Raw genomic sequence first — 24,100 nt, 5'->3', positions numbered from 1 at the left:
CCGTTAGTGAATAAGCGGCTGCCAGAGGGTGATAAGCCCCTGCGTCAGCCCACCGCGCCAGCAAAGCGCATCGTGTCCGCCGTCAACCTGACGCCAGATAACCGGTTGGTGTGTGTGCAGTTCGGCATAAATCGCCTGATTCGCGCGGAAGATGAGCGGCTCGTTGCGCCCGGCCTCAAGAAGGATGCGTAACCCGCGAGGGGATATTTCGCCGGTTTTAAGTTGCTCGATTAACAGCCCGTCCTGCTGACCGCCGCGGTGTGGCCACCAGTAGGAGCCGGACTGGCTAAGCACGCAGCCAAAACGCTGCGGCCAGTGCAGTGCGGCATAAAGGGATGATAGACCGCCAAAGCTTTGCCCTGCGACCACCGTACGGTCGGCGCGGTCGCTGAACGGCGCGCGTTTTTTAACAAGGGGGAGAAGTTCTTCCTGCACCGCCAGCCAGAAATCGGGATTGCACGGCAGCTCGCGGTTGCGATGCGCCATATCAATAACATCGATTAAGACGTAGACCGCAGGCGGTAATTTGCCTTCACGGGTGAGCGACGCCAGCGCAGGCCAGACCGGCATACTTTCGGCCCAGAACTGCCCGTCGAGCAGCACCGCCAGCGGGCGTTCCAGGTCTTCTCCACCGGTGGCGAAAATCCAGACGCGACGGCGATTTTTCAGGCGCGCGCTTTCCCACTCAATGCAGACTGGTGGCTGATACGGCGTATCGGGATGATTCCACCCCGGCTGAACCGGTGCTTCCGGCATTTCCAGCGCCGAGACGGCATGGCCGCGCCCGCCGCGCCAGCTTTGCGGGTTCAGCGGGTCAGAAACCGCGTGCGGCAGCAGCTTGCGCCAGCCTTCACGCAGCGCCATGCGTTCCGGCTGCTCGCCTTCAAACACAACGCTGGCAAAATCGTTTTCATTCACGGAAGGGATAAAACAGTAGCTTCCGCGCCACTCGGGGCTGAACTCGCCCTGCCACTGCCAGACGTCGGTATCGGGAATGCGTTCGAGGGACTGCGGGCGGGCATTTTGGTGGTGATCGGTCACGCCGGTGACGTAGAGCCAGACGCGTTTGATCGGTGACGTTCTTTGCGTTCCTGCCGGGTCACGCCACCAGAACGTGACGCGATAGTTTCCCTTTTCCGGCGTCCATTCAGGCCCGTTTTTCGACTGCCACCACGCTTCACTTCCCGTTGTTAACGCCGTCACCCTTATAACCTCATGTTTAACAGTCTTTTTTGTTTCAGAGCAAATTTTATTGATAATATTATTGATAACTATTTGCATTTGCAATAGCGTAGTGCCCGCGCTGTGGGAAGCGCTCATAAAACAACCACAAAAGCAGGACGTACAATGAATAAGAAGATTCACTCTCTGGCCTTGCTGGTCAATTTAGGGATTTATGGCGTCGCGCTGCCTGCTCTGGCAGACGACAACACCGCCTCTGCGCAGCACGAAGACACGATGGTGATCACCGCCGCCGAGCAGAATCTGCAGGCGCCGGGGGTATCGACCATCACCGCCGATGAGATCCGGAAAAACCCGCCCGCGCGCGACGTGGCGGAAATCATCCGCACCATGCCAGGCGTTAACCTGACCGGTAACTCCACCAGCGGCCAGCGCGGGAATAACCGTCAGATTGATATCCGCGGCATGGGGCCAGAAAACACCCTGATCCTGATCGACGGCAAGCCGGTGACCAGCCGTAACTCCATCCGTCTGGGCTGGCGCGGCGAGCGCGACACCCGCGGCGATACCGGCTGGGTGCCGCCGGAGATGATCGAGCGCATCGAAGTGATCCGCGGTCCGGCCGCCGCGCGCTACGGCAACGGCGCGGCAGGGGGCGTGGTGAACATCATCACCAAAAAATTCGACGACCAGTGGCACGGCTCCTGGAACACCTACCTGAATGCGCCTGAGCACAAGGATGAAGGTTCCACCAAACGCACCAACTTCAGCCTGAGCGGCCCGCTGGGCGGCGACTTCAGCTTCCGCATGTTCGGCAATCTGGACAAAACCCAGGCCGACGCGTGGGACATCAACCAGGGTCACCAGTCTGACCGTACCGGTGCCTACGCCGACACGCTGCCCGCGGGCCGCGAGGGTGTAGAAAATAAAGACATTAACGGCGTGGTGCGCTGGGACTTTGCGCCGATGCAGTCTCTGGAATTTGAGGCGGGCTACAGCCGTCAGAACAACCTCTACGCCGGTGATACCCAGAACACCAACAACGACAACAGCTCCAGCGGCCTGGTGAAAAAGAACTACGGCAAAGAGACCAACCGTATCTATCGCCAGAACTTCGCGGTGACCTGGAACGGCGGCTGGGATAACGGCATTACCACCAGCAACTGGGCGCAGTACGAGCACACCCGCAACTCCCGTCTGGGTGAAGGGCTGGCGGGCGGTACGGAAGGCTTGTTCAACATCAATAAATTCACCGACACCGATCTGGCCGACGTGATGCTGCACAGCGAAATCAACCTGCCGATTGATTTCCTCGTTAATCAGAACCTGACGCTGGGTACCGAGTGGAACCAGCAGCGCATGAAAGATTCCACCTCCTTCACGCAAACCCTGCAGGGCGGCACCATTCCGGGCATGAGTAACGATCGCAGCCCGTACACCTCAGCGGAAATCTTCTCCCTGTTCGCTGAGAACAACATGGAGCTGACCGACAGCACCATGCTGACCCCTGCCCTGCGCTTCGACCACCACACCATCGTCGGCAACAACTGGAGCCCGTCCCTGAACCTGTCGCAGGGTCTGGGGGATGACTTCACGCTGAAGATGGGCATCGCCCGCGCCTATAAGGCGCCAAGCCTGTATCAGACCAACCCGAACTACCTGCTCTACAGCAAAGGTCAGGGCTGCTACGCCAGCTCCGACGGCGTAGGCTGCTACATGATGGGTAACGACGATCTTAAGGCCGAAACCAGCATCAACAAAGAGATTGGTCTGGAGTGGAAGCGCGACGGCTGGCTGGCGGGCGTGACCTGGTTCCGCAACGACTACCGCAACAAGATCGAAGCGGGCTACGCGCCGATCGGCCACACCTCATCTGGTAAAGTGCAGACGGATATCTACCAGTGGGAAAACGTACCGAAAGCGGTGGTTGAAGGGCTGGAAGGCTCCCTGAACGTGCCGGTCAGCGACACCATTAACTGGACCAACAACATCACCTACATGCTGCAGAGCAAGAACAAGGAGACCGGCGACCGTCTGTCGATCATTCCGGAGTACACGCTGAACTCGACCCTGAGCTGGCAGGTTCATCAGGACGTGTCGCTCCAGTCGACCTTTACCTGGTACGGCAAGCAGCAGCCGAAGAAGTACAACTACAAAGGTCAGCCTGTGACCGGGTCTGAAAAAGACGAGGTCAGCCCGTACAGCATCGTTGGCCTGAGCGCGACCTGGGACATGACCAAAAACGTCAGCCTGACCGGCGGCGTGGATAACGTCTTCGACAAGCGCCAGTGGCGTGCGGGTAATGCCCAGACGACCGGGAACGCCACCACCGGCGCGTATATGTACGGCGCGGGGGCTTATACCTATAATGAGCCAGGCCGCACGTGGTATATGAGCGTGAATACGCGATTCTGATAAAGGCAACAACGCCGCCCTCTCCCTGTGGGAGAGGGCTGGGTGAGGGCATCAGGCCGCACTATTTATTGATAGAGGGGAAACCATGCACACCACCCACCGCACGTTCATTCTCGCCGGCCATACCGTACACCACGTCACCTTCGACCCAACCACCTTCACCGACGCCGATCTCCTCTGGCTCCCCCACCACGCTGAGCTTGCAAACGCCGGGCGCAAACGCAAAGCCGAGCATCTGGCAGGCCGCATCGCCGCCGCGCATGCCTTACCTGACCACACCGTGCCCGGCATCGGCCCCAGCGGTGAACCGCTCTGGCCGGAAGGCGTTTCAGGAAGCATCACCCACAGCGGCACGCAGGCGATGGCGGTTGCCGTCCGTTATCCAGACGCGCTTGTGGGTATTGATTGCGAAGCCATTCTTCCTGACCGTGAAGCCCGAGAAATCCAGGACGGCATCATTAATGCACAGGAAGCGATGTGCCTGACGCGCTCGGGCTACCCCTTTGCGCTGGCGTTGACGCTAGCTTTTAGCGCCAAAGAGAGTCTGTTTAAGGCGCTCTACCCACGGGTGAAGATTTACATGGGTTTTGACTGTGCCCGCATAACAAGACTCAATGAGAAAACACTCACGCTGGCGCTGACCTACCCACAGGCTGAGTTTAAAGTAGGAACTCTATTTACACTTCACTGGCTGCTTCATGGCTACCACGCGATCACTTTGCTGTAACGCTCATCAGGTTTCGAAAATCTTCTTTCAGTCCATATTTGATTTATTTCTCACAACGCAAAAATCGTTTTTTAGGAATATATCAATCTTCTTTTCCATTTCGACAGGAGTAGGATAAAAACTCAATAACCATATTATTACAATGGATTTATAATGCCGGTAAATGAACGCATTATTCCCACCTCAGGAACCCCGATTAACCCAGGCGGTATCCGACAACTCACCATCGGTGAGATAGCCCTCGCGAAGACGCTTTACGGTTACAGTATCCATTATCATCTAGTGTGGGTGCACAGGGAAAGTTATCTTCCTTTTAATCTCCAGCCTGTCGATATAGCGATGAGTCCCAATGGTGAAATGTGGTTTAGAGAAGAAACTTATTCACCTGATTTCTCATTAGAGGACGACTTAGTTAAGAAGCATAGATTTATGCATGAGATGATGCACGTCTGGCAAACACAAAAAGGGATGTTTGTCAGGACCAGAGGATTATTTTCAGGTATTGCTGACTATACTTATAGTTTAGATAAAGTAGATTTATTGCATTATGGGTTAGAACAACAAGCATCAATTGTAAGCGATTACTGGTTATTGAAATACTTTGGTCTGGATAAAAATCAAAGTTTATTACAATATCGCGATCTGCATCTTAAAGAAACACTCTATTATCTCCTGAATAAATATAAAACAGTTTTAAAAGGATTACCCGGATGAAAAAACTGCTGGTTATTATTGCTATATGTATTTCAATTACCGGCTGTCCCGGTGGTAAACGAGCCCCCAAAACACGACTAACTTTTATTAACGGCAATCATATTTGTTTCAGCATAAATAAAAATGACATTTTGAAATATTATACAATTTATTCAAGCAAAGCCCATCAGATAAGCATAGTGACGGGATCCGGATACGGTGATTTAAACGCTTCCTATCCTGATACTTGTATGAATATTAAATGGGAGAATGAACATACTTACGTAATTCACTACGGCTTAAATGGCAAAGAATATGTACATCAGTTCGATATCGATAAAAATGGCAAGCTAATAAATTTAGGAGAACGATAATGTCACTACCCGCTTACCTATTTCTCTACGACGAGAACGGAATGCTCGTACAGGGCGAATGTATGATGCCAGGTCGAGAAGGTGCTATCGAAATCATGAACAGCAGCTATGGTGTAAAACAAGCCGTCGATAGTCATACCGGAAATATGACCGGAACACGACAGCATGGCCCGGTTACGCTGCATAAGCAATTAGATAAGGTAAGTCCTTACCTTGCCGTTGTCGCTTGCGAAGGAAGACGCCTGCAAAAAGCCATTATTAAATATTATGAAATTATTGAAGCGGGAGCAGAAAGAGAGATCTACACCATCACGCTTGATAGCGTGGTAATCTCATCTTTAGATTTTACGCATGTATACTATCCAGGCAGCTCTGCCCCTAACATGCATGAAGTAGTAGGCCTGCGATTTCGTGGCATTCAATGGAACTATGTTAAAAGCAATATTATTTATGATGATGCATGGATGAAACCTGCGCAGAAAGAAAAACAGAATGGTGAATATAAATAAAGTAAATATTGCCTTTCAGTCCCAAAGTACATTTAACGCCTGATGGCGCTTCGCTTATCAGGCCTATGGTAAACCGGTTTTGTAGGCCGGGTAAGGCATCGCCGCCACCCGGCATGAAGGCAGCGGCGATGCCTTTTTACGTTCTTCACTTCAAGGATCAAACATCCGGGAACATCACGCTATTCCCCGGCGCTTCCCTGTGCAGGTGGATAAAGTTCAGATGCCGTTCATACTGGTCCAGAATATCCGTAATCACCTGCTCCTTGCTGTAGTCCATCAAATCATTGCCCTGACTTCCTTCCAGCAGGAAGGTCTCAAGCCGGTAGTAGGTCGACTTCCCGCTGCGCGCCCGGTAGGTAAAGCCGGGGACCGAGTACTGCTGTGGCCAGATCTGGTAGACAAAATTCTGCTCGTCGCCCATGTGCACCAGCAGGTCCAGGTGCCCCAGGGTCTCGCCCTCCTCCGGCGGCAGGTTTTTCAGCTCCACGTAGGCGCCGCGCAGCTTCAGCTCCTGCGCCACCTCTTCCATTGCCGGGAAGCAGACCGTCTCCATCATCTGTTTGGTGTAGCGCGTGCCCGGGTAGTTCATCAGGCGCGACAGGCGTTTCTTCCAGCTCAGCCTGTCCTGGGCCCCCATCGGACGCGGTGCGGTGTCGCGGCTGGCGCTGACGCGGCGGTAATCTTCCACCTTGAGCGATTTATACAGCCCGGCCATCACGAAGAAGATAACGAAGCTGAACGGCAGCCCCATGATCACCGTGGTGTTCTGCAACGCCGAGATGCCGTTGGTCATCAGCATGCCGAGCGTCAGCAGGCCGATGGCGACGGACCAGAAGATGCGCAGCCAGTTCGGCGCATCGCTGTTGATGTCTTTGAGCTTCGAGGTGAAGTTGCCCAGCACCAGCGCGCCGGAATCCGCTGAGGTGACGTAAAACAGCAGGCCGGTAATGGTCGCCACGGAGGCGCTAAAGGTGAACGCCGGGTACTGCGCCAGCAGGCTGTAGAAGCCGCGCTCCGGGTGCGCCATCGCTTCCTGTGCAAAGGTTGCGTTGCCGTGGATGATCTCATGGAGCGCGCTGTTGCCGAACACCGACAGCCACAGCAGGGTAAAGGTGAACGGGATAATCAGCGTGCCCATCACAAACTGACGGATGGTGCGGCCACGTGAAATACGCGCCAGGAACAGGCCGACAAACGGCGACCACGCGACCCACCACGCCCAGAAGAACAGCGTCCAGTTGTTCATCCACTCCACCGGGCGGTCGAAGGCGAAGCTGTTCAGCGTCATGCCCATAAAGCGGTTCACGTAGTCGCCCACGTTCAGCACTAAGGCATTGAGCAGGAACGAGGTGTCACCCATAAACAGCACGAACAGGATCAGGCCCAGCGCCAGCGCCACGTTCAGCTCGGAGAGCACGCGGATGCCTTTATCGACGCCCGACGTCACCGAAATGGTGGCAATAATGACGGAGAGCGCAATTAGCGCCGCTTTCGCCGCCATCGAATCCGGAATATCAAACAGCACGCTCAGCCCGTAGTTGAGCTGCACCACGCCAATCCCGAGCGTGGTCGCAATACCGAAGATGGTGCCGATCACCGCCGCGATATCCACGCTGTGACCAATCGGGCCGTTAATCTTTTTACCGAAAATCGGGTACAGCGCGGAGCGAATGGTGAGGGGCAAATTATAACGATAGCTAAAGTATCCCAGCGCCATGCCCATCAGGGCGTACATTGACCAGCCGGTCAGGCCGTAGTGGAACAGCGTCCAGACCATCGCCTGGCGCGCAGCCTCCATCGTCTGCCCTGCCCCTTCCGGCGGCTGCATATACTGCGTGACCGGTTCCGCCACGGAGAAGAACATCAGGTCGATGCCGATGCCCGCGGCAAACAGCATTGCGGCCCAACTCAGCAGGCTGAACTCGGGCTTGGACTGCTCGGGACCGAGCTTCACGGAGCCGAAGCGCGAGCAGGCAATGCAGACCACAAAGACGATATAGAGCGTCGCCGCCAGCAGGTAGTACCAGCCGAAGGTCTTTGACACCCAGTTCAGGGTGCGCCCAATCCACTCGGCAGAAAAATCGCGAAAGAAGATCGTTGTCAGGGAAAACAACAAAATCAGCCCGGCGGACGTATAAAAAACGACCGGGTTGATTTTGTCTTTTTCTCTGTCCTGTGAAAGGTCTGTCATCCAGTATCCTCACTTTTTTTGTAACTATTAAAATCCAAATCCGCAACAATTAAGACACATTTTATATTGAACGTCCAATCAAAAAACGCTTTAATGGTTAACCAACGCTGATGAATGGAGTGGCAATAATGCCCAAAGTGGGGATGCAGCCGATCCGGCGCAGGCAGCTTATCGACGCCACGCTGGAAGCAATAAATGAAGTGGGAATGCATGACGCGACGATCGCGCAGATCGCCCGTCGGGCGGGCGTTTCCACGGGGATCATCAGTCATTATTTCAAAGACAAAAACGGCCTGCTGGAAGCGACCATGCGCGACATCACCGGCCAGCTGCGCGATGCGGTATTAAGCCGCCTGTACGCCCTGCCGAACGGCAGCGCGGAGCAGCGTCTGCAGGCGATTGTCGGCGGTAACTTTGATGAAACCCAGGTGAGCAGCGCGGCGATGAAGGCCTGGCTGGCCTTCTGGGCAAGCAGCATGCATCAGCCCATGCTCTACCGCCTGCAGCAGGTGAGCAGCCGCCGCCTGCTGTCGAACCTGGTGTACGAGTTCCGCCGCGAGCTTCCGCGCGAGCAGGCCCAGGAGGCGGGCTATGGGCTGGCGGCGCTGATCGACGGGCTGTGGCTGCGCGCCGCGCTGAGCGGCAAGCCGCTGGATAAGACCCTGGCGCAGTCGCTCACCAGCCACTTTATCAGCCAGCATTTACCGACCGACTAACCGAGGAGAATTTATGTCCCGAATGGCAGAACAGCAGCTTTATATCAATGGTGGTTATACATCGGCCACCAGCGGTCGCACCTTCGAGACCATCAACCCGGCCAACGGTGACGTTCTGGCGACCGTACAGGCCGCCGGGCGTGAAGACGTCGACCGCGCCGTGGAAAGCGCAAAACGCGGGCAAAAAATCTGGGCGGCGATGACCGCCATGGAGCGCTCCCGCGTTCTGCGTCGCGCCGTCGACATCCTGCGCGAGCGCAACGACGAGCTGGCAAAGCTGGAAACCCTCGACACCGGTAAAGCGTATTCCGAAACTTCCACCGTCGACATCGTCACCGGCGCGGACGTGCTGGAGTACTACGCGGGGCTGATCCCGGCGCTGGAAGGCAGCCAGATCCCCTTGCGTGAGACCTCATTCGTCTATACCCGCCGCGAACCGCTGGGCGTGGTGGCGGGCATCGGCGCGTGGAACTACCCGATCCAGATCGCCCTGTGGAAATCGGCCCCGGCGCTGGCGGCGGGCAACGCGATGATCTTCAAGCCGAGCGAAGTGACGCCGCTTACCGCCCTGAAGCTTGCCGAGATCTACACCGAAGCGGGCCTGCCGGACGGCGTGTTTAACGTCCTGCCGGGCGTGGGCGCGGAGACCGGCCAGTACCTGACCGAGCATCCGGGCATCGCCAAAGTCTCCTTTACCGGCGGCGTCGCCAGCGGCAAAAAGGTGATGGCCAACTCGGCGGCCTCGTCCCTGAAAGAGGTGACGATGGAGCTGGGCGGCAAATCCCCGCTCATTATTTTTGACGATGCGGATCTGGATCTCGCGGCGGACATCGCCATGATGGCCAACTTCTTCAGCTCCGGCCAGGTCTGCACCAACGGCACCCGCGTGTTTGTTCCGGCTAAGTTCAAAGCCGCGTATGAGCAGAAAATCACTGAACGCGTGGGCCGCATCCGCGCGGGCGATCTGTTCGATGAAGCTACCAACTTTGGCCCGATGGTCAGCTTCCCGCACCGCGACAGCGTGATGCGCTACATCGCCAAAGGCAAAGAGGAAGGCGCGCGCGTGCTGTGCGGCGGCGACGTGCTGAAGGGCGAAGGCTTCGATAACGGCGCGTGGGTGGCCCCAACCGTGTTCACCGACTGCACCGACGAGATGACCATCGTGCGCGAAGAGATCTTCGGCCCGGTGATGTCCATCCTCACCTATGAGTCCATTGAGGAAGCGATTCGCCGCGCCAACGACACCGACTACGGGCTGGCGGCAGGCATCGTCACGACCGACCTGAACCGCGCCCACGGCGCCATTCATCAGCTCGAAGCGGGCATCTGCTGGATCAACACCTGGGGTGAATCCGCCGCAGAGATGCCGGTCGGCGGCTACAAGCACTCCGGCATTGGCCGCGAGAACGGCGTGATGACGCTGCAGAGCTACACCCAGGTGAAGTCCATCCAGGTTGAGATGGGTAAATTCCAGTCCATATTTTAACCGGGAGGTTTATTTGCAATTTGACTACATCATTATCGGGGCCGGCTCTGCCGGCAACGTGCTGGCTACACGACTGACTGAAGATCCGAACACCACCGTCCTGCTGCTTGAGGCGGGCGGACCGGACTACCGCTTTGACTTCCGCACCCAGATGCCCGCCGCGCTGGCGTTCCCGCTGCAGGGCAAGCGCTACAACTGGGCGTACGAAACCGAGCCAGAACCCTTCATGAACAACCGCCGCATGGAGTGCGGACGCGGCAAAGGGCTGGGCGGCTCGTCATTGATCAACGGCATGTGCTACATCCGCGGTAACGCGATGGACCTCGACCACTGGGCGAAAGAGCCGGGCCTGGAGCACTGGAGCTACCTCAACTGCCTGCCCTACTACCGCAAGGCGGAGACGCGCGACGTGGGGCCGAACGACTACCACGGCGGCGACGGTCCGGTGAGCGTTACCACCTCGAAACCGGGCGTGAACCCGCTGTTCGAGGCGATGGTGGAGGCGGGCGTGCAGGCGGGCTATCCGCGCACCGACGATCTCAACGGCTATCAGCAGGAGGGCTTCGGCCCGATGGACCGCACGGTCACCCCGCAGGGCCGACGCGCCAGCACCGCGCGCGGCTATCTGGATCAGGCGAAACCGCGTCCGAACCTGACCATCCGCACCCACGCCATGACCGATCGCATCCTCTTTGAGGGCAAGCGCGCGGTGGGCGTCGAGTGGCTGGAGGGTGAAAGCACCATCCCATCCAAAGCGACGGCAAAAAAAGAAGTGCTGCTGAGCGCTGGGGCGATTGCCTCCCCGCAGATCCTCCAGCGCTCCGGCGTGGGCAACGCTGACCTGCTGAAGCAGTTCGATATCCCGCTGGTACATGATTTACCCGGCGTGGGGGAAAACCTGCAGGATCACCTGGAGATGTACCTCCAGTACGAATGTAAAGAGCCGGTCTCCCTCTACCCTGCCCTGCAGTGGTGGAACCAGCCGAAGATTGGCGCGGAGTGGCTGTTTGGCGGCACCGGCATAGGTGCGAGCAACCACTTCGAAGCGGGCGGGTTTATCCGCAGCCGTGAAGAGTTTGAGTGGCCAAACATTCAGTACCACTTCCTGCCGGTGGCAATTAACTACAACGGCTCGAACGCGGTGAAAGAACATGGCTTCCAGTGCCACGTCGGCTCCATGCGTTCCCCGAGCCGTGGACACGTGCGCATCCAGTCGCGCGATCCGCACCAGCATCCGGCGATTCTGTTCAACTATATGTCCCACGAGCAGGACTGGCAGGAGTTTCGCGACGCGATCCGCATCACCCGCGAGATCATGCACCAGCCCGCGCTGGACAAGTACCGCGGCCGTGAAATCAGTCCGGGCATTGACTGCCAGACCGACGAGCAGCTGGACGAGTTCGTGCGTAACCACGCCGAAACCGCCTTCCATCCGTGCGGCACCTGCAAGATGGGCTATGACGAGATGGCGGTGGTCGACGGTGAAGGCCGCGTTCACGGGCTGGAAGGGCTGCGCGTGGTGGATGCGTCGATTATGCCGCAGATCATCACCGGCAACCTGAACGCCACCACCATTATGATTGGCGAGAAGATTGCCGACGCCATTCGCGGTCGCGAGCCGCTGGCGAAGAGCACGGCGGCGTATTATGTGGCGAACGGGGCACCGGTGAGACGCTAAGTCATTTGCCCTCTCCCCACCGGGGAGAGGGGATTCACTTCCCCGCCACAAATTTATTTTCATTTCCCTGCATCCAGTTTCCCCCCGCCCCTCGTATATGAGTATGTGAGCAACGCCTTTGCTCCTTAATCCGAGGATAAATGATGAAAAAGCTACTCAGTGTTGCATTCGTATCCAGCGCGATACTCTTCTGTGCAGTCGCATCAGCAGCCATGACGTCAGACACCGTGATGGTGGGCGGAGCGGCGATGTTCCCGAGCAAAAATATCGTTGAAAACGCCGTGAACTCGAAAGATCACACTACGCTGGTGGCCGCCGTCAAAGCGGCCGGGCTGGTGGATACGCTCCAGAGCAAAGGGCCCTTCACCGTGTTTGCCCCAACCAATGCGGCGTTTGCGAAATTGCCTGCCGGCACGGTCGAGAACCTGGTCAAACCCGAAAACAAAGCCACGCTCACCAGCATCCTCACCTATCACGTGGTCGCCGGTAATTACGATATGAAAGCGCTGGAGCAGAAAATTAAACAGGGCGGCGGCCACGCGGAGCTGAAGACCGTTAACGGTCAACCGCTGTGGATCATGAGCAACGGCCCGCACAATATTCAGCTTAAGGATGGTAAAGGTAACGTGGCGAACATCAGCACCTACGACGTCCATCAGAAAAATGGCGTGATCGATGTGATTGATACCGTCCTGATGCCTAAGTAGTTGTCTATACTTCGGAAGTGTGACGTTGCCTTCCGGAAAAAACATGGATAACGCGCTGGCTGAACAGCAGTTGAAATTAATGCAGGCGATCGCTAACGGCGATCGCCGCGCATTTGAACAGCTTTACCGACTCACATCGCCTCACCTGTTTGCCGTTGCGCTGCGCATGCTGCGCGACCGCGCCTGGGCAGAAGAGATCCTTCACGACTGTTTTGTCACCGTCTGGAGTAAAGCCGAAACCTATAACGCTACCCTGAGCTCCCCGATGACCTGGCTTACGCACATTGTGCGCAACCGCTGTATTGACTGGCTGCGCAGCGGGCAAACCCGGGCTGCAGCCCGTGAAGAGTCGTATTCGGAAGATATTCTGCTGAGCGAAAGCGATGAGCAGAATAACTGGCACGACGATGCGCAGGCAGAGCGGCTCAGGCATTGTCTCGAACATTTGAGCAGCGAGCAGCGCCAGAGCATTACGCTCGCCTACTATCAGGGAATGTCTCACAGCGACATTGCCGACTGGCTCCACCAGCCCGTGGGCTCGGTGAAAAGCTGGATACGTCGGGCAATGGATCATCTTCGGGAGTGCGTGGGGCTATGAATGACGCAGAAAAACGCGACGGCATGCTGGCAGCAGAGTATGCCCTCGGCACCCTGCGCGGAGGGGCGCGGCTTCAGTTCCAGAAAAGGGTCCTCCGTGAACCGGCTCTGGCCGCCCGCGTCGCGTACTGGCAGAAAATGTTCAGCACGCTGGATAGTCATCTTGTGCCCGTCCCTCCACCCGAGACGGTGTGGAAAAGAATCGCCCTCGATCTGCCGCCCAAAAAGCCTTTACGCAAAAGTCGGCCTTATGTCGGCTGGATGGTTGCAGCCTCCCTCGCCGCCCTGTCGGTCGTTGCCTAGTATGCCATCCGTACCCCGGAACTCGCTCCGCTGATGGTCCTCAACGATGCCCAACAGCACGGGGAATGGGTCGTCAGCGCGGATGCCAGCCGCCAGCACCTGAGCATTGCCCCTCTTCGGCCGACGGCCGTCGCGGCGCAACACAGCCTCCAGCTTTGGCTGATCCCAGGCGGGCAGGCGCCGGTCTCCATGGGGCTGCTGCATAACGACATACCGACACGCGTCACCCTCAGGAACACAACGCTCCCTCCTGACGCCACGATAGCCATAAGCCTTGAACCAGAGGGCGGATCGCCCACTGGGCTCCCCACAGGCCCGGTGCTTTACAGTGGCAAATTGTAATTCTCAGGCCCTGTTCGCAGGGCCGCTATCGTGCCCCCATTTCATTTATATACTTTTCTCGGTTACCTATAAGAATTAAATATTAAGCCTGTAATTAATGTAATTATTAAAAAACGACATTGACAGACTCTTGCGTACTCCATTAAGTTTTAAACGAACATCATTTTATTCCCGATACACAATATATCAAAAACCGCATTAATGAATTTGTCATTATTCATTAATGCTTCTCTGCCTTTTATTTTTTGCATCACTCAATAGCGAGATAAGATCATGAATAATAGTGCAAACAAGGTTGTTGTCATTACCGGTGCCAGCAGCGGTATTGGTCAGGCGATTGCCCTCCATTTAGCGAATAACGCGTTTTCGCTGGTGCTGGTGGCGCGCCGTCTGGACAGAATTAATGCCCTGGTGGATCAGATTATTCAGCAAGGCGGCAAGGCGATAGCCGTGAAGGCCGATGTCACCCGTCAGGAGGAGGTTCAGCGCGCCATTGACGCTGCCGTTGCCGCCTACCAGCGCGTGGATGTGCTAATCAACAACGCGGGCTTTATGGCTATCGCCCCCTTGAGCGAGCTGAAAACCGACGAATGGGACAAGATGATTGACACCAATCTGAAAGGGGTGCTGTACGGCATCGCGGCCGCGTTGCCGGTGTTCCAGCGTCAGGGCAGCGGGCATTTTATTAACGTTGCCTCCGTCGCGGGCATCAAGGTGCTGGCACCTGGCGGCGTGGTGTACAGCGCCACAAAATTCGCCGTCCGCGCGCTGAGTGAAGGCTTACGTCAGGAGGCGGGTAAAACTATCCGCACGACGCTTATTTCGCCCGGCGCCGTCGAAAGCGAACTGCAATTCGGCAGCTCTGACGAAGAGAGTAAAAAATTTCTCCATGAGTTTTATAAGCAGGCTATTCCGGCTGACGCAATTGCCCGCGCGGTTTTATTTGCCATAGAACAGCCTGGCGACGTTGATATTAATGAAATTGTTGTGCGTCCGACGCAGGAAGAATTTTAGCCTGGGTTAAATAATACTGAATGAGGTGTCAGTATGATTAAATCATTAACGTCCTTATTAGATCTCAATATGCGAACGGGTGCCGATATTCTTCTTGAAGTGCTGGAGAGTGAAGGCGTGGAATATATTTTTGGCAACCCCGGCACCACCGAGCTTCCTCTGATTGATGCCCTGCTTCGCCATGAAAATATTCACTATATTCTGGCGCTTCAGGAGAGCACCGTGGTGGCGATTGCCGACGGCTACGCGAAAGCCTCCGGCAAAACGGGCTTTATCAATTTGCATACCGCGAGCGGCCTGGGGCACGGCATGGGGAATCTCATTAATTCGCGGATCATGAAAACCCCGCTGGTGGTGACCGTTGGACAGCAGGATACGCGGCACTACGTCCGCGACCCGCTGCTGTATGATGATATTGTTTCCATTGGCTCCCCGGTCATGAAATGGGCGCAGGAGGTCACCAGCGCCGACCAGCTCCCGGTGCTGGTGCGCCGCGCGTTTCACGCTGCCAGCTATCCTCCGGCCGGTCCGGTACTGCTCTCCCTGCCGATGAACGTGATGGAAGAGCTGAGCGATGCCGGGATACAGACGCCGTCGAGAGTGAACTACCACACCGTGGCGGGCTCGCTGGACGAGCTGGCGGAGGCGCTCAGCGAGATCGCGCCGGGCAGGATCATGATTGTGGCGGGCGATGAGGTGCACTCCAGCGGCTCGACGCAGGAGATTGTCGAGCTGGCGGAAGCGCTCAGCGCCCACGTCTACGGCTCCTCCTGGCCGCTGAATTTGCCTTTTCCCACTCAGCACGCGCTCTGGCGGGGCAATATGCCCACCACCGCCAGCGAAATCGCCAGCATCATCAATGCCTACGATGCCGTATTCATCATCGGCGGCAGAAGCCTGATCACCATTTTGTACAGCGAGGGCGAGGCTATTCCGGCGACCTGCGCGGTGTACCAGCTCTCGGCGGATATGCACGAGCTTGGCCGCACCTATGCCACTCGCCTTTCGGTGATGGGGGATATCAAACTGTCCCTGCACGAACTGCTGCCAAAGCTTAAGCAGCGCCTGATCGCCAGCACGCTGGCCCACCAGCGGCTGCTGGTGGCGGCCCGCGACGAACGAGAGAAGGAGTGGCAGCAGCAGGAGGAACGTCTGGCCGTCGAGCGGCTACGCCCGGCCCTTTCGCCGATGGTCGCAGCCTGGGAAGTCATCCGATCCATTCCGGCGGGTACCACCATCGTGGATGAGGCGATAGCGACCGCCAGGCATGTCCGCCGGTTCATCTCTGACCAGCAGCACCAGCGCTACTACTTTATGCGCGGCGGCGGACTGGGCTGGGGGATGCCCGCAGCAGTAGGTCACTCGCTGGGGCTGGGCCGCGAGCCGGTAGTGTGTTTAGTTGGAGACGGAGCCTCCCTCTACTCGCCGCAGGCGCTCTGGACGGCGGCACACGAAAATCTGCCGGTCACCTTTATCGTCATGAATAACAGGGAGTACAACATCCTGAAAAACTTTATGAAGAGCCAGGCTGACTACAGCTCAACGCGGCTGGGGCGTTTTATCGGGATGGACCTGGTGAACCCGCATATCGATTTTCAGTCGCTGGCCACCGCCATGGGCGTCCACTGCTGCCGGGTGACCGAGGCTGCGGATATCGCCGAAGCGGTAACGCGCGGCCTGCAGTCAGGAAAAACCAACCTGATTGAAATCGCGATTTCCGCGGATTAACCGCGCGTTTACGCTGTACCCTACATAAAAAACTTATAACCGAAACGCCTCAAGCCGCTTTATCTGCCGCCCTTCCTCGTCAAAATTCTCCGCCGCCAGCCAGGCGCGCAGCTCCGCGTCTCTTTGCGGCCATTCGCCGTCAATAATAGAAAGCATATCGCTGTCGCGGTTGCGCCCTTTACGCACCAGCTTCTGGCGCAGGCGTCCTTCCCAGACAAACCCCAGCCGCTCCGCCGCCCTGCGCGACGCCACGTTCATGGAATCGCACTTCCACTCGAGGCGCCGGTAGCCGTGCTCAAACGCATTTTTCAGCAGCAGCCACACCGTTTCGGTGCCGATGCGGGAACCTTTCATTTTGCGCGACCAGGTGACGTGACCAATTTCCACCGAGCCCAACAGCCGCTCGTTAGCCATATAGCTCACCAGCCCCACCGCCCGTTCGTTGCGTAAGTCAATGACGGCAAACGGCACCAGCTCATCGTCCATGACCTTCGCCATGATCCAGTGCGCGGTGGCTTCCACGCTCGTGGGCTGCGTGCTGGCAAGCCACGTCCAGTCGCTGTCGTCACCCAGCGCGTAGGCCTCAAAGAGATCGGCCGCGTGGCGATCGGCGTCCAGCGGCTCCAGGCGACAATACTGGCCGAACAGCGGCGTGCGGGTTAACGCGCGCGCGCCTTTCCAGTCGGGAACGATATCGTTAACGGTTTGACCATGTTGATTGATTTCGGGCACGGCGGTGACTCCCTGAAAGGTAAGGCATTTGTTATAGCAGGTTAAAAAGCAGGCGAAAAGCCGCGTGTTTTAATAGCCCGAGCGCATGCGATATTCCCGGAAGGCATAAGTAAAGCTGAATTTCGACTTTGTGGAATGTCACCGTCGCCCTAACGTAGCGGAGCATAAAACAATCACAATATATTCTTCTCAGGGATCGCTATGACAAAAAAACTGTTGCCGTTACTGGTGCTGGCTGCGCTCTCAGGCGCCGCTCACGCCGCTACGCCGCCCAACACGCTGGTGGTTGCCCAGGGGCTTGATGACATCGTGAGCCTCGACCCGGCCGAAGCCAACGAGCTCTCCAGCATCCAGACCGTGCCGAGCCTGTACCAGCGTCTGGTGCAGCCGGACCGCGATAATCCGGAAAAAATCACGCCGATTCTGGCAGAAAGCTGGGACGCGGACGCGGCAGCAAAAACCCTGACCATCAAGCTTAAACCCGATGCGACATTCGCCTCCGGCAACCCGCTGCGCCCGGAAGACGCGATCTTCTCTTATACCCGCGCCGTGACGCTGAACAAATCCCCGGCCTTTATCCTCAACGTGCTGGGCTGGGACGCGAGCAACATCGCCAGCCAGCTGAAAAAGGTGGACGATCATACCCTCCAGCTTCACTGGACGGCGGACGTCAGCCCGTCGGTGGCGCTGAATATTCTCTCCACGCCGATTGCCTCTATCGTCGATGAAAAAGAGGTCGCCGCGAACGTCAAGGATAATGACTTCGGTAACGCGTGGCTGAAAATGCACTCGGCGGGCAGCGGCGCGTTCAAAATGCGCGTCTATCAGCCGCATCAGGCCATCGTGCTGGAAGCCAACAATTCCGCCCCCGGCGGCGCGCCGAAGCTCAAAAGCATCATCATTAAAAACGTTCCCGATCCGGCTTCACGCCGCCTGCTGATCCAGCAGGGGGATGCGGACGTGGCGCGCGATCTGGGTGCAGATCAGATAAGCGCCCTGGACGGCAAGCCGGGCGTGAAGGTGCTGAGCATTCCGTCCGCCGAGCAGAATTACCTGGTGTTTAACACCGGCAACAGCGCCAATCCGCTGCTGAACAACCCGGCGTTCTGGGAAGCGTCGCGCTGGCTGGTCGACTATGACGGCATCACGAAGAACCTGCTGAAAGGCCAGTATTTTGTTCACCAGAGCTTCCTGCCGGTCGGCCTGCCGGGCGCGCTGGAAGACAATCCGTTTAAATTTGACCCGGCAAAAGCGAAGGCAATCCTCGCCAAAGCGGGCATTAAGGACGCGCACTTCACGCTGGACGTGGAGAACAAGCCGCCGTTTATCACCATCGCCCAGTCGATGCAGGCGAGCTTTGCGCAGGGTGGCGTGAAGGTGGATCTGCTGCCTGCCGCCGGGAGCCAGGTCTATGCCCGCGTGCGCGCGAAGCAGCATCAGGCGGCGATCCGTCTGTGGATCCCGGACTACTTCGACGCGCACTCTAACGCCAGCGCCTTCGCGTGGAACGACGGGAAGTCCAGCACCGTGGCCGGACTGAACGGCTGGAAAATCCCGGAGCTGAACAAGGCCACGCTGGCGGCGGTAGCCGAGCCGGATCCGGCGAAACGTCTGGATCTGTACAAGAAGATGCAGGAACAGCTGCAGCAGAGCTCGCCGTACGTCTTCGTCGATCAGGGCAAAACCCAGATCGTGGTGCGCGATAACGTGAAGGGGTATCAGCAGGGGCTGAACGCGGATATGGTCTGGTACGATCGCGTCACGAAGTAGCCCTTGTTGCCGGGTGGCGCTGCGCTTACCCGGCCTGTGTTCTCGGTTTTTGTAGGCCGGGTAAGGCGAAGCCGCCACCCGGCATAAAGAGATTTTCCATGCCACATCTTTCCACCCGCGTGCTTCAGGGCCTGCTGACCCTGCTGCTCACGCTCTTCGGGCTGCTGCTCGTCACGTTTGCGCTCTCGGCGTTTTCACCGGTCGATCGCGTGCTGCAGATCGTCGGCGATCACGCCAGCCAGTCCACGTACGATCAGGTTCGCCACCAGCTCGGGCTGGATCGACCGCTGCCCGTGCAGTTCTGGCACTATCTGCAAAATCTCGCCCACGGGGATTTAGGCACCGCCAGCGCCACCGGGCAGCCGGTGCTGCAGGATCTGCTGCACGCCTTCCCCGCCACGCTGGAGCTGGCAACGCTGGCGCTAATTATCGGCACGATACTCGGCGTGATTGCGGGTGTGCTGTGCGCCCGCTACGCCGGTTCGCCAGTGGACTTAGCGATCAGAACGCTCACCCTGCTCGGCAACTCGGTGCCGATTTTCTGGCTTGGCCTGCTGATGCTGGCCCTGTTCTACGCGAAGCTGCAGTGGAGCGCGGGCCCCGGCAGGCTGGACGACATCTGGCAGTTCACCGTCGAGCCGCGCACCGGCTTTGCGCTGATAGATACCTGGCTTTCCGGCGATCGCGAGGCGTTTCGCAACGCCATCAGCCACCTGGTGCTGCCGGTGGTGCTGCTGGCCTATTACTCGCTGGCGAGCATAACCCGCCTGACCCGCTCCGCCTGCCTGAGCGAAATGAACAAGGAGTACATCCTGCTCGCCCGCGCCAAGGGTGCCGGGGAAATGGCCATTCTGCTGCGCCACGTGCTGCCGAACATTCGCAGCACCCTGCTGACGGTGATCGCCCTGGCCTATACCAGCATGCTGGAAGGTGCGGTATTAACAGAGACCGTCTTCTCGTGGCCGGGCATCGGACGCTATCTCACCACCGCCCTGTTCGCCGGAGACACTACCGCGGTCATGGGCGGCACGCTGCTGATCGGCGTCTGCTTTGTGCTGATCAATAACCTTACCGACCTGCTTGTGCGGGCGACCGATCCCAGGGTGCGCTGATGCCGTTTTATCTCTTCTTACGCCGCCTGCGCCGCTCCCCTGCCGCCGTTTGCGGGCTGATTGCCCTCGCGCTGCTGGTGTTTATTGCCCTGTTCGCGCCCTGGCTGGTACCGGTTGATCCGAACTGGCAGGACGCCGCCGCGCGCCTGCAGGCACCGAACGACCAGCACTGGCTGGGCACCGACAGCTACGGGCGCGATCTGCTCTCGCGCCTGATTTACGGCACCCGTCCGGCGCTCGGGCTGGTGGCCTTAGTCACCGTTATCACCCTGCCCGCCGGGCTGCTGGTGGGGATCCTGTCCGGCTACTACGGCGGCTGGCTGGAGCGAGTCCTGATGCGCTTTACCGACGTGGTGATGTCGATGCCGCGCCTGATCCTCGCCTTCGCGTTTGTGGCGATGCTCGGCCCGGGGCTGGTCAACGGTGCGCTGGCGCTGGCCTTAACCACCTGGCCGGCCTACGCGCGTCAGGCCCGGAGCGAGATTCAGCGTCTGCGCCACAGCGATTATCTGGCCGCCGCGGAGATGATGGGGATCCGCGGCCCGCGCCTGCTGGTCGGCCATATTCTGCCCCTGTGCCTGCCGTCCGCGATTGTGCGGCTGGCGCTGGATCTGGCGGGGATTATTCTGGCCGCCGCCGGTCTCGGCTTCCTCGGCCTTGGCGCACGGCCGCCCATGGCCGAATGGGGCGCGATGATTGCCGACGGCATGCAGGTCATTTTCGACCAGTGGTGGATTGCCGCTATTCCGGGCGGAGCGATTCTGTTTGCCAGCCTGGCGTTTAACCTGCTGGGCGATGGCCTGCGCGACGTACTGGAGCCACAGCATGACTGAACACCGCGTCATCGTCGATGCGCTGAATATCGACTACCCCGCCGCACGCGTGGTCAACAACCTGAGCTTTACGCTTGGCAACGAGCGGCTGGCGCTGGTGGGGGAATCCGGCTCCGGCAAGTCCATGTCCGCCCGCGCCCTGATGGGTCTGGTGCGCAAACCCGGTATCGTGAGCGCCAACCGGCTTAACGTGCTGGGCAACGATCTGCTGACACTGAACGCCCGCCGCTGGCAGGCGCTGCGCGGCAACGGGATTGCGATGGTCCTGCAGGATCCGCGCTACGCCCTTAACCCCGTGAAAAGCGTCGCCGCCCAGCTTGATGAGGCGCTCACGCTGCATCAGCGCCTGCCGCGTCCGGAGCGTACGGCGCGCATTCACGACATCCTCCGCGCCGTCGGGCTGAGCGAGAACGTACTGTCACGCTACCCCGGCGAACTTTCCGGAGGCATGGGCCAGCGGGTGATGATTGCGATGGCGCTGATCAACAACCCGCAGGTGCTGATTGCCGACGAACCGACCTCCGCGCTGGACGCCCGCCTGCGCAACCAGATCCTCGAGCTGCTCGTGCAGCAGTGCGAAGAACGCCAGATGGCGATGCTGCTCATCAGCCACGATCTGCCGCTGGTGGCGGAGCACTGCGACCGCGTGCTGGTGATGTATCAGGGCGAAAAGGTCGATGAGATGGCGGCAAGCCGGCTCCCGCAGACGACGCATCCGTACACGCGAACCCTGTGGACCTGTCGTCCAGACGCCCATACCTATGGGCAGATGCTGCCGACGCTCGACCGTTCGCAGCCGTGGAAGGAGGCCAGCGATGGCGATCGTTGAGGTTAACCAGGTGCAGGTCACCTTCGGGGAAAAAACGGCGGTTTCGGCCGCCAGCTTTAGCATTGAGAAAGGCGAGACGTTCAGCCTGATCGGTGAATCCGGCTGCGGGAAATCGACTATTCTGCGCGTGCTGGCGGGGCTGCAGCGCGAGTGGCGCGGCAGTATTGCGCTACTGGGAGAAGCGTTAACGCCAGGGCGACGCTTTGAAGGCGAGCTTCGCCGCAACGTGCAGATGGTGTTTCAGGATCCGTGGGCGTCGCTGCACCCGAACCACACCATTGCGCGCACGCTGTCGGAGCCGTTAAGCATCCACGGCGAGACGCAGATCGCGGAAAAGGTGGCCAATGCGCTGCACGAGGTGGGGCTTTCCGCCGACGCGGGCAGGCGCTACCCGCACCAGCTTTCCGGCGGCCGGCGTCAGCGCGTTGCGATTGCCCGCGCGCTGCTGCTGCGCCCGCAGCTTCTGCTGCTGGATGAACCGACTTCGGCGCTGGATATGTCGGTACAGGCGGAAATCCTGAACCTGCTTAACCGCCTGAAGGCCGAGCATGAGATGACCTATCTGCTGGTCAGTCACGACGCGGACGTGATTGCCCATATGTCCGACCGGGCGGCATTGATGGCGCACGGGAAGATCCAGAAGGTGTTTGACCGTGAGGCGATGTTACGGGGCGAGCACAGGATGGGTTAAGTGCGTGCGGCGGTGCCCGGTGGCGCGTTGAGGTTTTTCGTAGGCCGGGTAAGGCATCGCCGCCACCCGGCAAACAATTACTTCAGCAGCTTCACCGTGGCATCGATGTCGATCTCATCTTCAGTGAAGATCAGCGTCGTATTCTGGAAGGTGGTGATCGCCAGCTTCTTCACCGTGCGCATTTCGCCCGGCTTTTTATCGGATTTTGGCTTGATGCTGTTCATCAGCAGGCCCACCGACAGCACCGCGTTCTCTTTGTCGATTTTGGTATCAACGGGCTCTTCTTCGCTGAACACCACGAAGGATTTGATCGAGGTGAGCTTTACGCGCTCGCCTGCGATATAGAGATGTTTGCTTTCGGGGATCACCTTCACCGCGTAGGCGGAAAGGCCTTTGTTGTTGGTGGTAGGCTCGAAGGTCACCGCGGCATCTTTCTTAATCAAATCGGGGTTCGCGACCTTAATCACATGAAAATAGCGGTTGTCGCCGTTTTCATCTTTGATAAATCCAAAGCCTTTATCTTTAAACCACGTTGTGATTGTACCGTTCATCGCTGTTACCGCCTGTCAGATCGTAATGACTAAAGTTTTGCAGCGCGCAGTGTAATGCACAATGGCGGAGGAGACAAAAAAAAGCCCCTGCACGGGTGCAGGGGAAAACTCATGTCAGAGCTTATTAGAATTTAGTTGAACACCATCCCACCATCGATGAGCAGAGACTGGCCGGTCATGTAGTCGGAATCCGGTCCCGCCAGGTATGAAACGCAGGCAGCGACATCTTCCGGTTCAGACAGGCGGCCAAGCGTGATGCGTTTGGCAAAGGTTTCGGTCCCGTAGCCCAGCGGTTTACCCGCCGCCTCGGAGACCTGACGGTCGATCTCTGCCCACATCGGCGTTTTCACGATGCCCGGGCAGTAGGCGTTAACGGTGATCCCCAGCGGAGCAAGATCCCGTGCGGCGGTCTGGGTTAAGCCACGCACCGCGAACTTGCTGGAACTGTAGACGGCCAGCTCCGGGTTGCCGGTATGGCCCGCCTGGGAGCAGGCGTTGATGATTTTGCCGCCGTGCCCCTCTTTGCGGAACGCGTCAATCGCGGCCTGGATCCCCCAGATCACCCCTTTCACGTTAATGTTGTAGACCTTGTCGACAATCTCCGGCGTGATGGACTCGATCGGCGTGGACGGCGCGATCCCGGCATTATTGACGATCACATGGAAACCGCCCAGCGCGGTGCGGGCTTTCTCCACCGCCGCAAATACCTGCTCGCGGTCAGAGACGTCCACCTTCACGGCGACGGCATTACCGCCGTTACGGATAATTTCATCGGCCACGGCTCTGGCCGTTTCCACGTTATAGTCGGCAATGGCGACGGCAAACCCATCCTTCACCAGGCGAAGCGCAATTGCTTTACCAATCCCCTGGCCTGAGCCTGTTACGAGAGCAACTTTTTGCATTTCTCTGTCCTTATGTTG

22 protein-coding genes and 1 pseudogene are annotated in these 24,100 nt (G+C 58.2%); 18 read left to right on the top strand and 5 right to left on the bottom strand.

Annotated elements, in window-relative coordinates; translation table 11 throughout:
* Window positions 1-3: 3 nt before the first annotated feature.
* Window positions 4-1,203, bottom strand: coding sequence for an enterochelin esterase (gene fes / locus ACOTXF_RS07145; RefSeq protein ID WP_047746147.1), 1,200 nt, complete (start codon window positions 1,201-1,203; stop codon window positions 4-6).
* A 144-nt stretch (window positions 1,204-1,347) separates the two neighbouring features.
* On the opposite strand from fes, the gene ACOTXF_RS07140 reads away from it, so the two are divergent.
* The 5 genes from ACOTXF_RS07140 to ACOTXF_RS07120 all read left to right on the top strand — a co-directional run bounded on the left by ACOTXF_RS07140 (window position 1,348) and on the right by ACOTXF_RS07120 (window position 5,900).
* On the top strand, window positions 1,348-3,597 hold the full coding sequence (locus tag ACOTXF_RS07140) for a TonB-dependent siderophore receptor (RefSeq protein ID WP_045416521.1): 2,250 nt from the start codon (window positions 1,348-1,350) through the stop codon (window positions 3,595-3,597).
* Between the two features lie 85 nt (window positions 3,598-3,682).
* A complete protein-coding gene (gene entD / locus ACOTXF_RS07135; protein ID WP_023293069.1) occupies window positions 3,683-4,324 on the top strand; it encodes an enterobactin synthase subunit EntD in 642 nt (213 codons plus the stop codon).
* A 153-nt stretch (window positions 4,325-4,477) separates the two neighbouring features.
* Entirely contained in the window at window positions 4,478-5,038 is a 561-nt protein-coding gene (locus ACOTXF_RS07130; protein ID WP_047746145.1) for a hypothetical protein, read from the top strand.
* Complete coding sequence (locus ACOTXF_RS07125) at window positions 5,035-5,391, top strand: putative T6SS immunity periplasmic lipoprotein (RefSeq protein WP_023334840.1); 357 nt, start codon at window positions 5,035-5,037, stop codon at window positions 5,389-5,391. Before ACOTXF_RS07130 ends, ACOTXF_RS07125 begins: the two co-directional genes overlap by 4 nt.
* A complete protein-coding gene (locus ACOTXF_RS07120) occupies window positions 5,391-5,900 on the top strand; it encodes an Hcp family type VI secretion system effector (RefSeq protein WP_045416529.1) in 510 nt (169 codons plus the stop codon). Before ACOTXF_RS07125 ends, ACOTXF_RS07120 begins: the two co-directional genes overlap by 1 nt.
* A gap of 157 nt (window positions 5,901-6,057) precedes the next feature.
* On the opposite strand, the gene betT is transcribed toward ACOTXF_RS07120, so the two are convergent.
* Window positions 6,058-8,091 carry a choline BCCT transporter BetT gene (gene betT / locus ACOTXF_RS07115; RefSeq protein WP_024906970.1) on the bottom strand — a complete coding sequence of 678 codons (2,034 nt, stop codon included), beginning with the start codon at window positions 8,089-8,091 and terminating at the stop codon, window positions 6,058-6,060.
* 128 nt (window positions 8,092-8,219) lie between these two features.
* Between betT and betI the strand changes: the two genes are divergently transcribed.
* From betI to ACOTXF_RS07075, 8 genes and pseudogenes are all read left to right on the top strand, one after another.
* Window positions 8,220-8,807, top strand: coding sequence for a transcriptional regulator BetI (betI, locus tag ACOTXF_RS07110; protein WP_045416531.1), 588 nt, complete (start codon window positions 8,220-8,222; stop codon window positions 8,805-8,807).
* 13 nt (window positions 8,808-8,820) lie between these two features.
* Window positions 8,821-10,293, top strand: a complete 1,473-nt coding sequence (betB, locus tag ACOTXF_RS07105) for a betaine-aldehyde dehydrogenase (protein ID WP_045416534.1) — start codon at window positions 8,821-8,823, stop codon at window positions 10,291-10,293.
* Window positions 10,294-10,306: 13 nt separating this feature from the next.
* Entirely contained in the window at window positions 10,307-11,971 is a 1,665-nt protein-coding gene (gene betA / locus ACOTXF_RS07100) for a choline dehydrogenase (protein WP_023293075.1), read from the top strand.
* A 143-nt stretch (window positions 11,972-12,114) separates the two neighbouring features.
* A complete protein-coding gene (locus ACOTXF_RS07095) occupies window positions 12,115-12,678 on the top strand; it encodes a fasciclin domain-containing protein (protein ID WP_047746143.1) in 564 nt (187 codons plus the stop codon).
* Window positions 12,679-12,721: 43 nt separating this feature from the next.
* On the top strand, window positions 12,722-13,276 hold the full coding sequence (locus tag ACOTXF_RS07090; protein WP_023343548.1) for an RNA polymerase sigma factor: 555 nt from the start codon (window positions 12,722-12,724) through the stop codon (window positions 13,274-13,276).
* Window positions 13,273-13,920: pseudogene (locus ACOTXF_RS07085) on the top strand (anti-sigma factor). The gene ACOTXF_RS07090 and the pseudogene ACOTXF_RS07085 overlap by 4 nt, the downstream one beginning before the upstream one ends.
* Window positions 13,921-14,193: 273 nt before the next feature.
* The gene (locus tag ACOTXF_RS07080) at window positions 14,194-14,934 is read left to right on the top strand and encodes an SDR family oxidoreductase (protein WP_032674323.1); all 741 of its coding nucleotides are present in this window, start codon (window positions 14,194-14,196) and stop codon (window positions 14,932-14,934) included.
* A gap of 33 nt (window positions 14,935-14,967) precedes the next feature.
* On the top strand, window positions 14,968-16,662 hold the full coding sequence (locus ACOTXF_RS07075; RefSeq protein ID WP_047746137.1) for a thiamine pyrophosphate-binding protein: 1,695 nt from the start codon (window positions 14,968-14,970) through the stop codon (window positions 16,660-16,662).
* A gap of 33 nt (window positions 16,663-16,695) precedes the next feature.
* Here ACOTXF_RS07075 and ACOTXF_RS07070 read toward each other — a convergent pair whose 3' ends face one another.
* A complete protein-coding gene (locus ACOTXF_RS07070) occupies window positions 16,696-17,394 on the bottom strand; it encodes a GNAT family N-acetyltransferase (protein WP_023326860.1) in 699 nt (232 codons plus the stop codon).
* Between the two features lie 201 nt (window positions 17,395-17,595).
* Here ACOTXF_RS07070 and ACOTXF_RS07065 point away from each other — a divergent pair, with 201 nt between their 5' ends.
* The 5 genes from ACOTXF_RS07065 to ACOTXF_RS07045 all read left to right on the top strand — a co-directional run bounded on the left by ACOTXF_RS07065 (window position 17,596) and on the right by ACOTXF_RS07045 (window position 22,629).
* Complete coding sequence (locus ACOTXF_RS07065; RefSeq protein WP_032656112.1) at window positions 17,596-19,164, top strand: ABC transporter substrate-binding protein; 1,569 nt, start codon at window positions 17,596-17,598, stop codon at window positions 19,162-19,164.
* 98 nt (window positions 19,165-19,262) lie between these two features.
* Window positions 19,263-20,276 carry an ABC transporter permease gene (locus ACOTXF_RS07060; RefSeq protein ID WP_047746135.1) on the top strand — a complete coding sequence of 338 codons (1,014 nt, stop codon included), beginning with the start codon at window positions 19,263-19,265 and terminating at the stop codon, window positions 20,274-20,276.
* Window positions 20,276-21,109, top strand: a complete 834-nt coding sequence (locus ACOTXF_RS07055) for an ABC transporter permease (RefSeq protein WP_023293081.1) — start codon at window positions 20,276-20,278, stop codon at window positions 21,107-21,109. Before ACOTXF_RS07060 ends, ACOTXF_RS07055 begins: the two co-directional genes overlap by 1 nt.
* Window positions 21,102-21,938, top strand: a complete 837-nt coding sequence (locus ACOTXF_RS07050; RefSeq protein ID WP_047746132.1) for an ABC transporter ATP-binding protein — start codon at window positions 21,102-21,104, stop codon at window positions 21,936-21,938. Before ACOTXF_RS07055 ends, ACOTXF_RS07050 begins: the two co-directional genes overlap by 8 nt.
* Entirely contained in the window at window positions 21,925-22,629 is a 705-nt protein-coding gene (locus ACOTXF_RS07045) for an ABC transporter ATP-binding protein (protein WP_047746130.1), read from the top strand. The genes ACOTXF_RS07050 and ACOTXF_RS07045 overlap by 14 nt, the downstream gene beginning before the upstream one ends.
* A gap of 77 nt (window positions 22,630-22,706) precedes the next feature.
* Here ACOTXF_RS07045 and ACOTXF_RS07040 read toward each other — a convergent pair whose 3' ends face one another.
* Together ACOTXF_RS07040 and ACOTXF_RS07035 are read right to left on the bottom strand one after the other, a co-directional pair.
* Window positions 22,707-23,180, bottom strand: a complete 474-nt coding sequence (locus ACOTXF_RS07040) for a cold-shock protein (protein ID WP_008499407.1) — start codon at window positions 23,178-23,180, stop codon at window positions 22,707-22,709.
* A gap of 131 nt (window positions 23,181-23,311) precedes the next feature.
* On the bottom strand, window positions 23,312-24,082 hold the full coding sequence (locus tag ACOTXF_RS07035) for a (S)-acetoin forming diacetyl reductase (protein ID WP_047746127.1): 771 nt from the start codon (window positions 24,080-24,082) through the stop codon (window positions 23,312-23,314).
* Window positions 24,083-24,100 lie beyond the last annotated feature (18 nt).

The sequence above is a fragment of the Enterobacter cloacae complex sp. IR53041 genome (genome assembly GCF_049238285.1).
Taxonomy (GTDB): domain Bacteria; phylum Pseudomonadota; class Gammaproteobacteria; order Enterobacterales; family Enterobacteriaceae; genus Enterobacter; species Enterobacter roggenkampii.
This window is presented reverse-complemented; position numbering and strand designations above follow the sequence as displayed.

Coding starts and splice junctions, on each gene's coding strand:
- ACOTXF_RS07140 (WP_045416521.1), top strand. CDS start 1,348: ATGAATAAGAAGATTCACTCTCTGGCCTTGCTGGTCAATTTAGGGATT.
- entD (WP_023293069.1), top strand. CDS start 3,683: ATGCACACCACCCACCGCACGTTCATTCTCGCCGGCCATACCGTACAC.
- ACOTXF_RS07130 (WP_047746145.1), top strand. CDS start 4,478: ATGCCGGTAAATGAACGCATTATTCCCACCTCAGGAACCCCGATTAAC.
- ACOTXF_RS07125 (WP_023334840.1), top strand. CDS start 5,035: ATGAAAAAACTGCTGGTTATTATTGCTATATGTATTTCAATTACCGGC.
- ACOTXF_RS07120 (WP_045416529.1), top strand. CDS start 5,391: ATGTCACTACCCGCTTACCTATTTCTCTACGACGAGAACGGAATGCTC.
- betT (WP_024906970.1), bottom strand. CDS start 8,091: ATGACAGACCTTTCACAGGACAGAGAAAAAGACAAAATCAACCCGGTC.
- betI (WP_045416531.1), top strand. CDS start 8,220: ATGCCCAAAGTGGGGATGCAGCCGATCCGGCGCAGGCAGCTTATCGAC.
- betB (WP_045416534.1), top strand. CDS start 8,821: ATGTCCCGAATGGCAGAACAGCAGCTTTATATCAATGGTGGTTATACA.
- ACOTXF_RS07095 (WP_047746143.1), top strand. CDS start 12,115: ATGAAAAAGCTACTCAGTGTTGCATTCGTATCCAGCGCGATACTCTTC.
- ACOTXF_RS07090 (WP_023343548.1), top strand. CDS start 12,722: ATGGATAACGCGCTGGCTGAACAGCAGTTGAAATTAATGCAGGCGATC.
- ACOTXF_RS07080 (WP_032674323.1), top strand. CDS start 14,194: ATGAATAATAGTGCAAACAAGGTTGTTGTCATTACCGGTGCCAGCAGC.
- ACOTXF_RS07075 (WP_047746137.1), top strand. CDS start 14,968: ATGATTAAATCATTAACGTCCTTATTAGATCTCAATATGCGAACGGGT.
- ACOTXF_RS07065 (WP_032656112.1), top strand. CDS start 17,596: ATGACAAAAAAACTGTTGCCGTTACTGGTGCTGGCTGCGCTCTCAGGC.
- ACOTXF_RS07060 (WP_047746135.1), top strand. CDS start 19,263: ATGCCACATCTTTCCACCCGCGTGCTTCAGGGCCTGCTGACCCTGCTG.
- ACOTXF_RS07055 (WP_023293081.1), top strand. CDS start 20,276: ATGCCGTTTTATCTCTTCTTACGCCGCCTGCGCCGCTCCCCTGCCGCC.
- ACOTXF_RS07050 (WP_047746132.1), top strand. CDS start 21,102: ATGACTGAACACCGCGTCATCGTCGATGCGCTGAATATCGACTACCCC.
- ACOTXF_RS07045 (WP_047746130.1), top strand. CDS start 21,925: ATGGCGATCGTTGAGGTTAACCAGGTGCAGGTCACCTTCGGGGAAAAA.
- ACOTXF_RS07040 (WP_008499407.1), bottom strand. CDS start 23,180: ATGAACGGTACAATCACAACGTGGTTTAAAGATAAAGGCTTTGGATTT.
- ACOTXF_RS07035 (WP_047746127.1), bottom strand. CDS start 24,082: ATGCAAAAAGTTGCTCTCGTAACAGGCTCAGGCCAGGGGATTGGTAAA.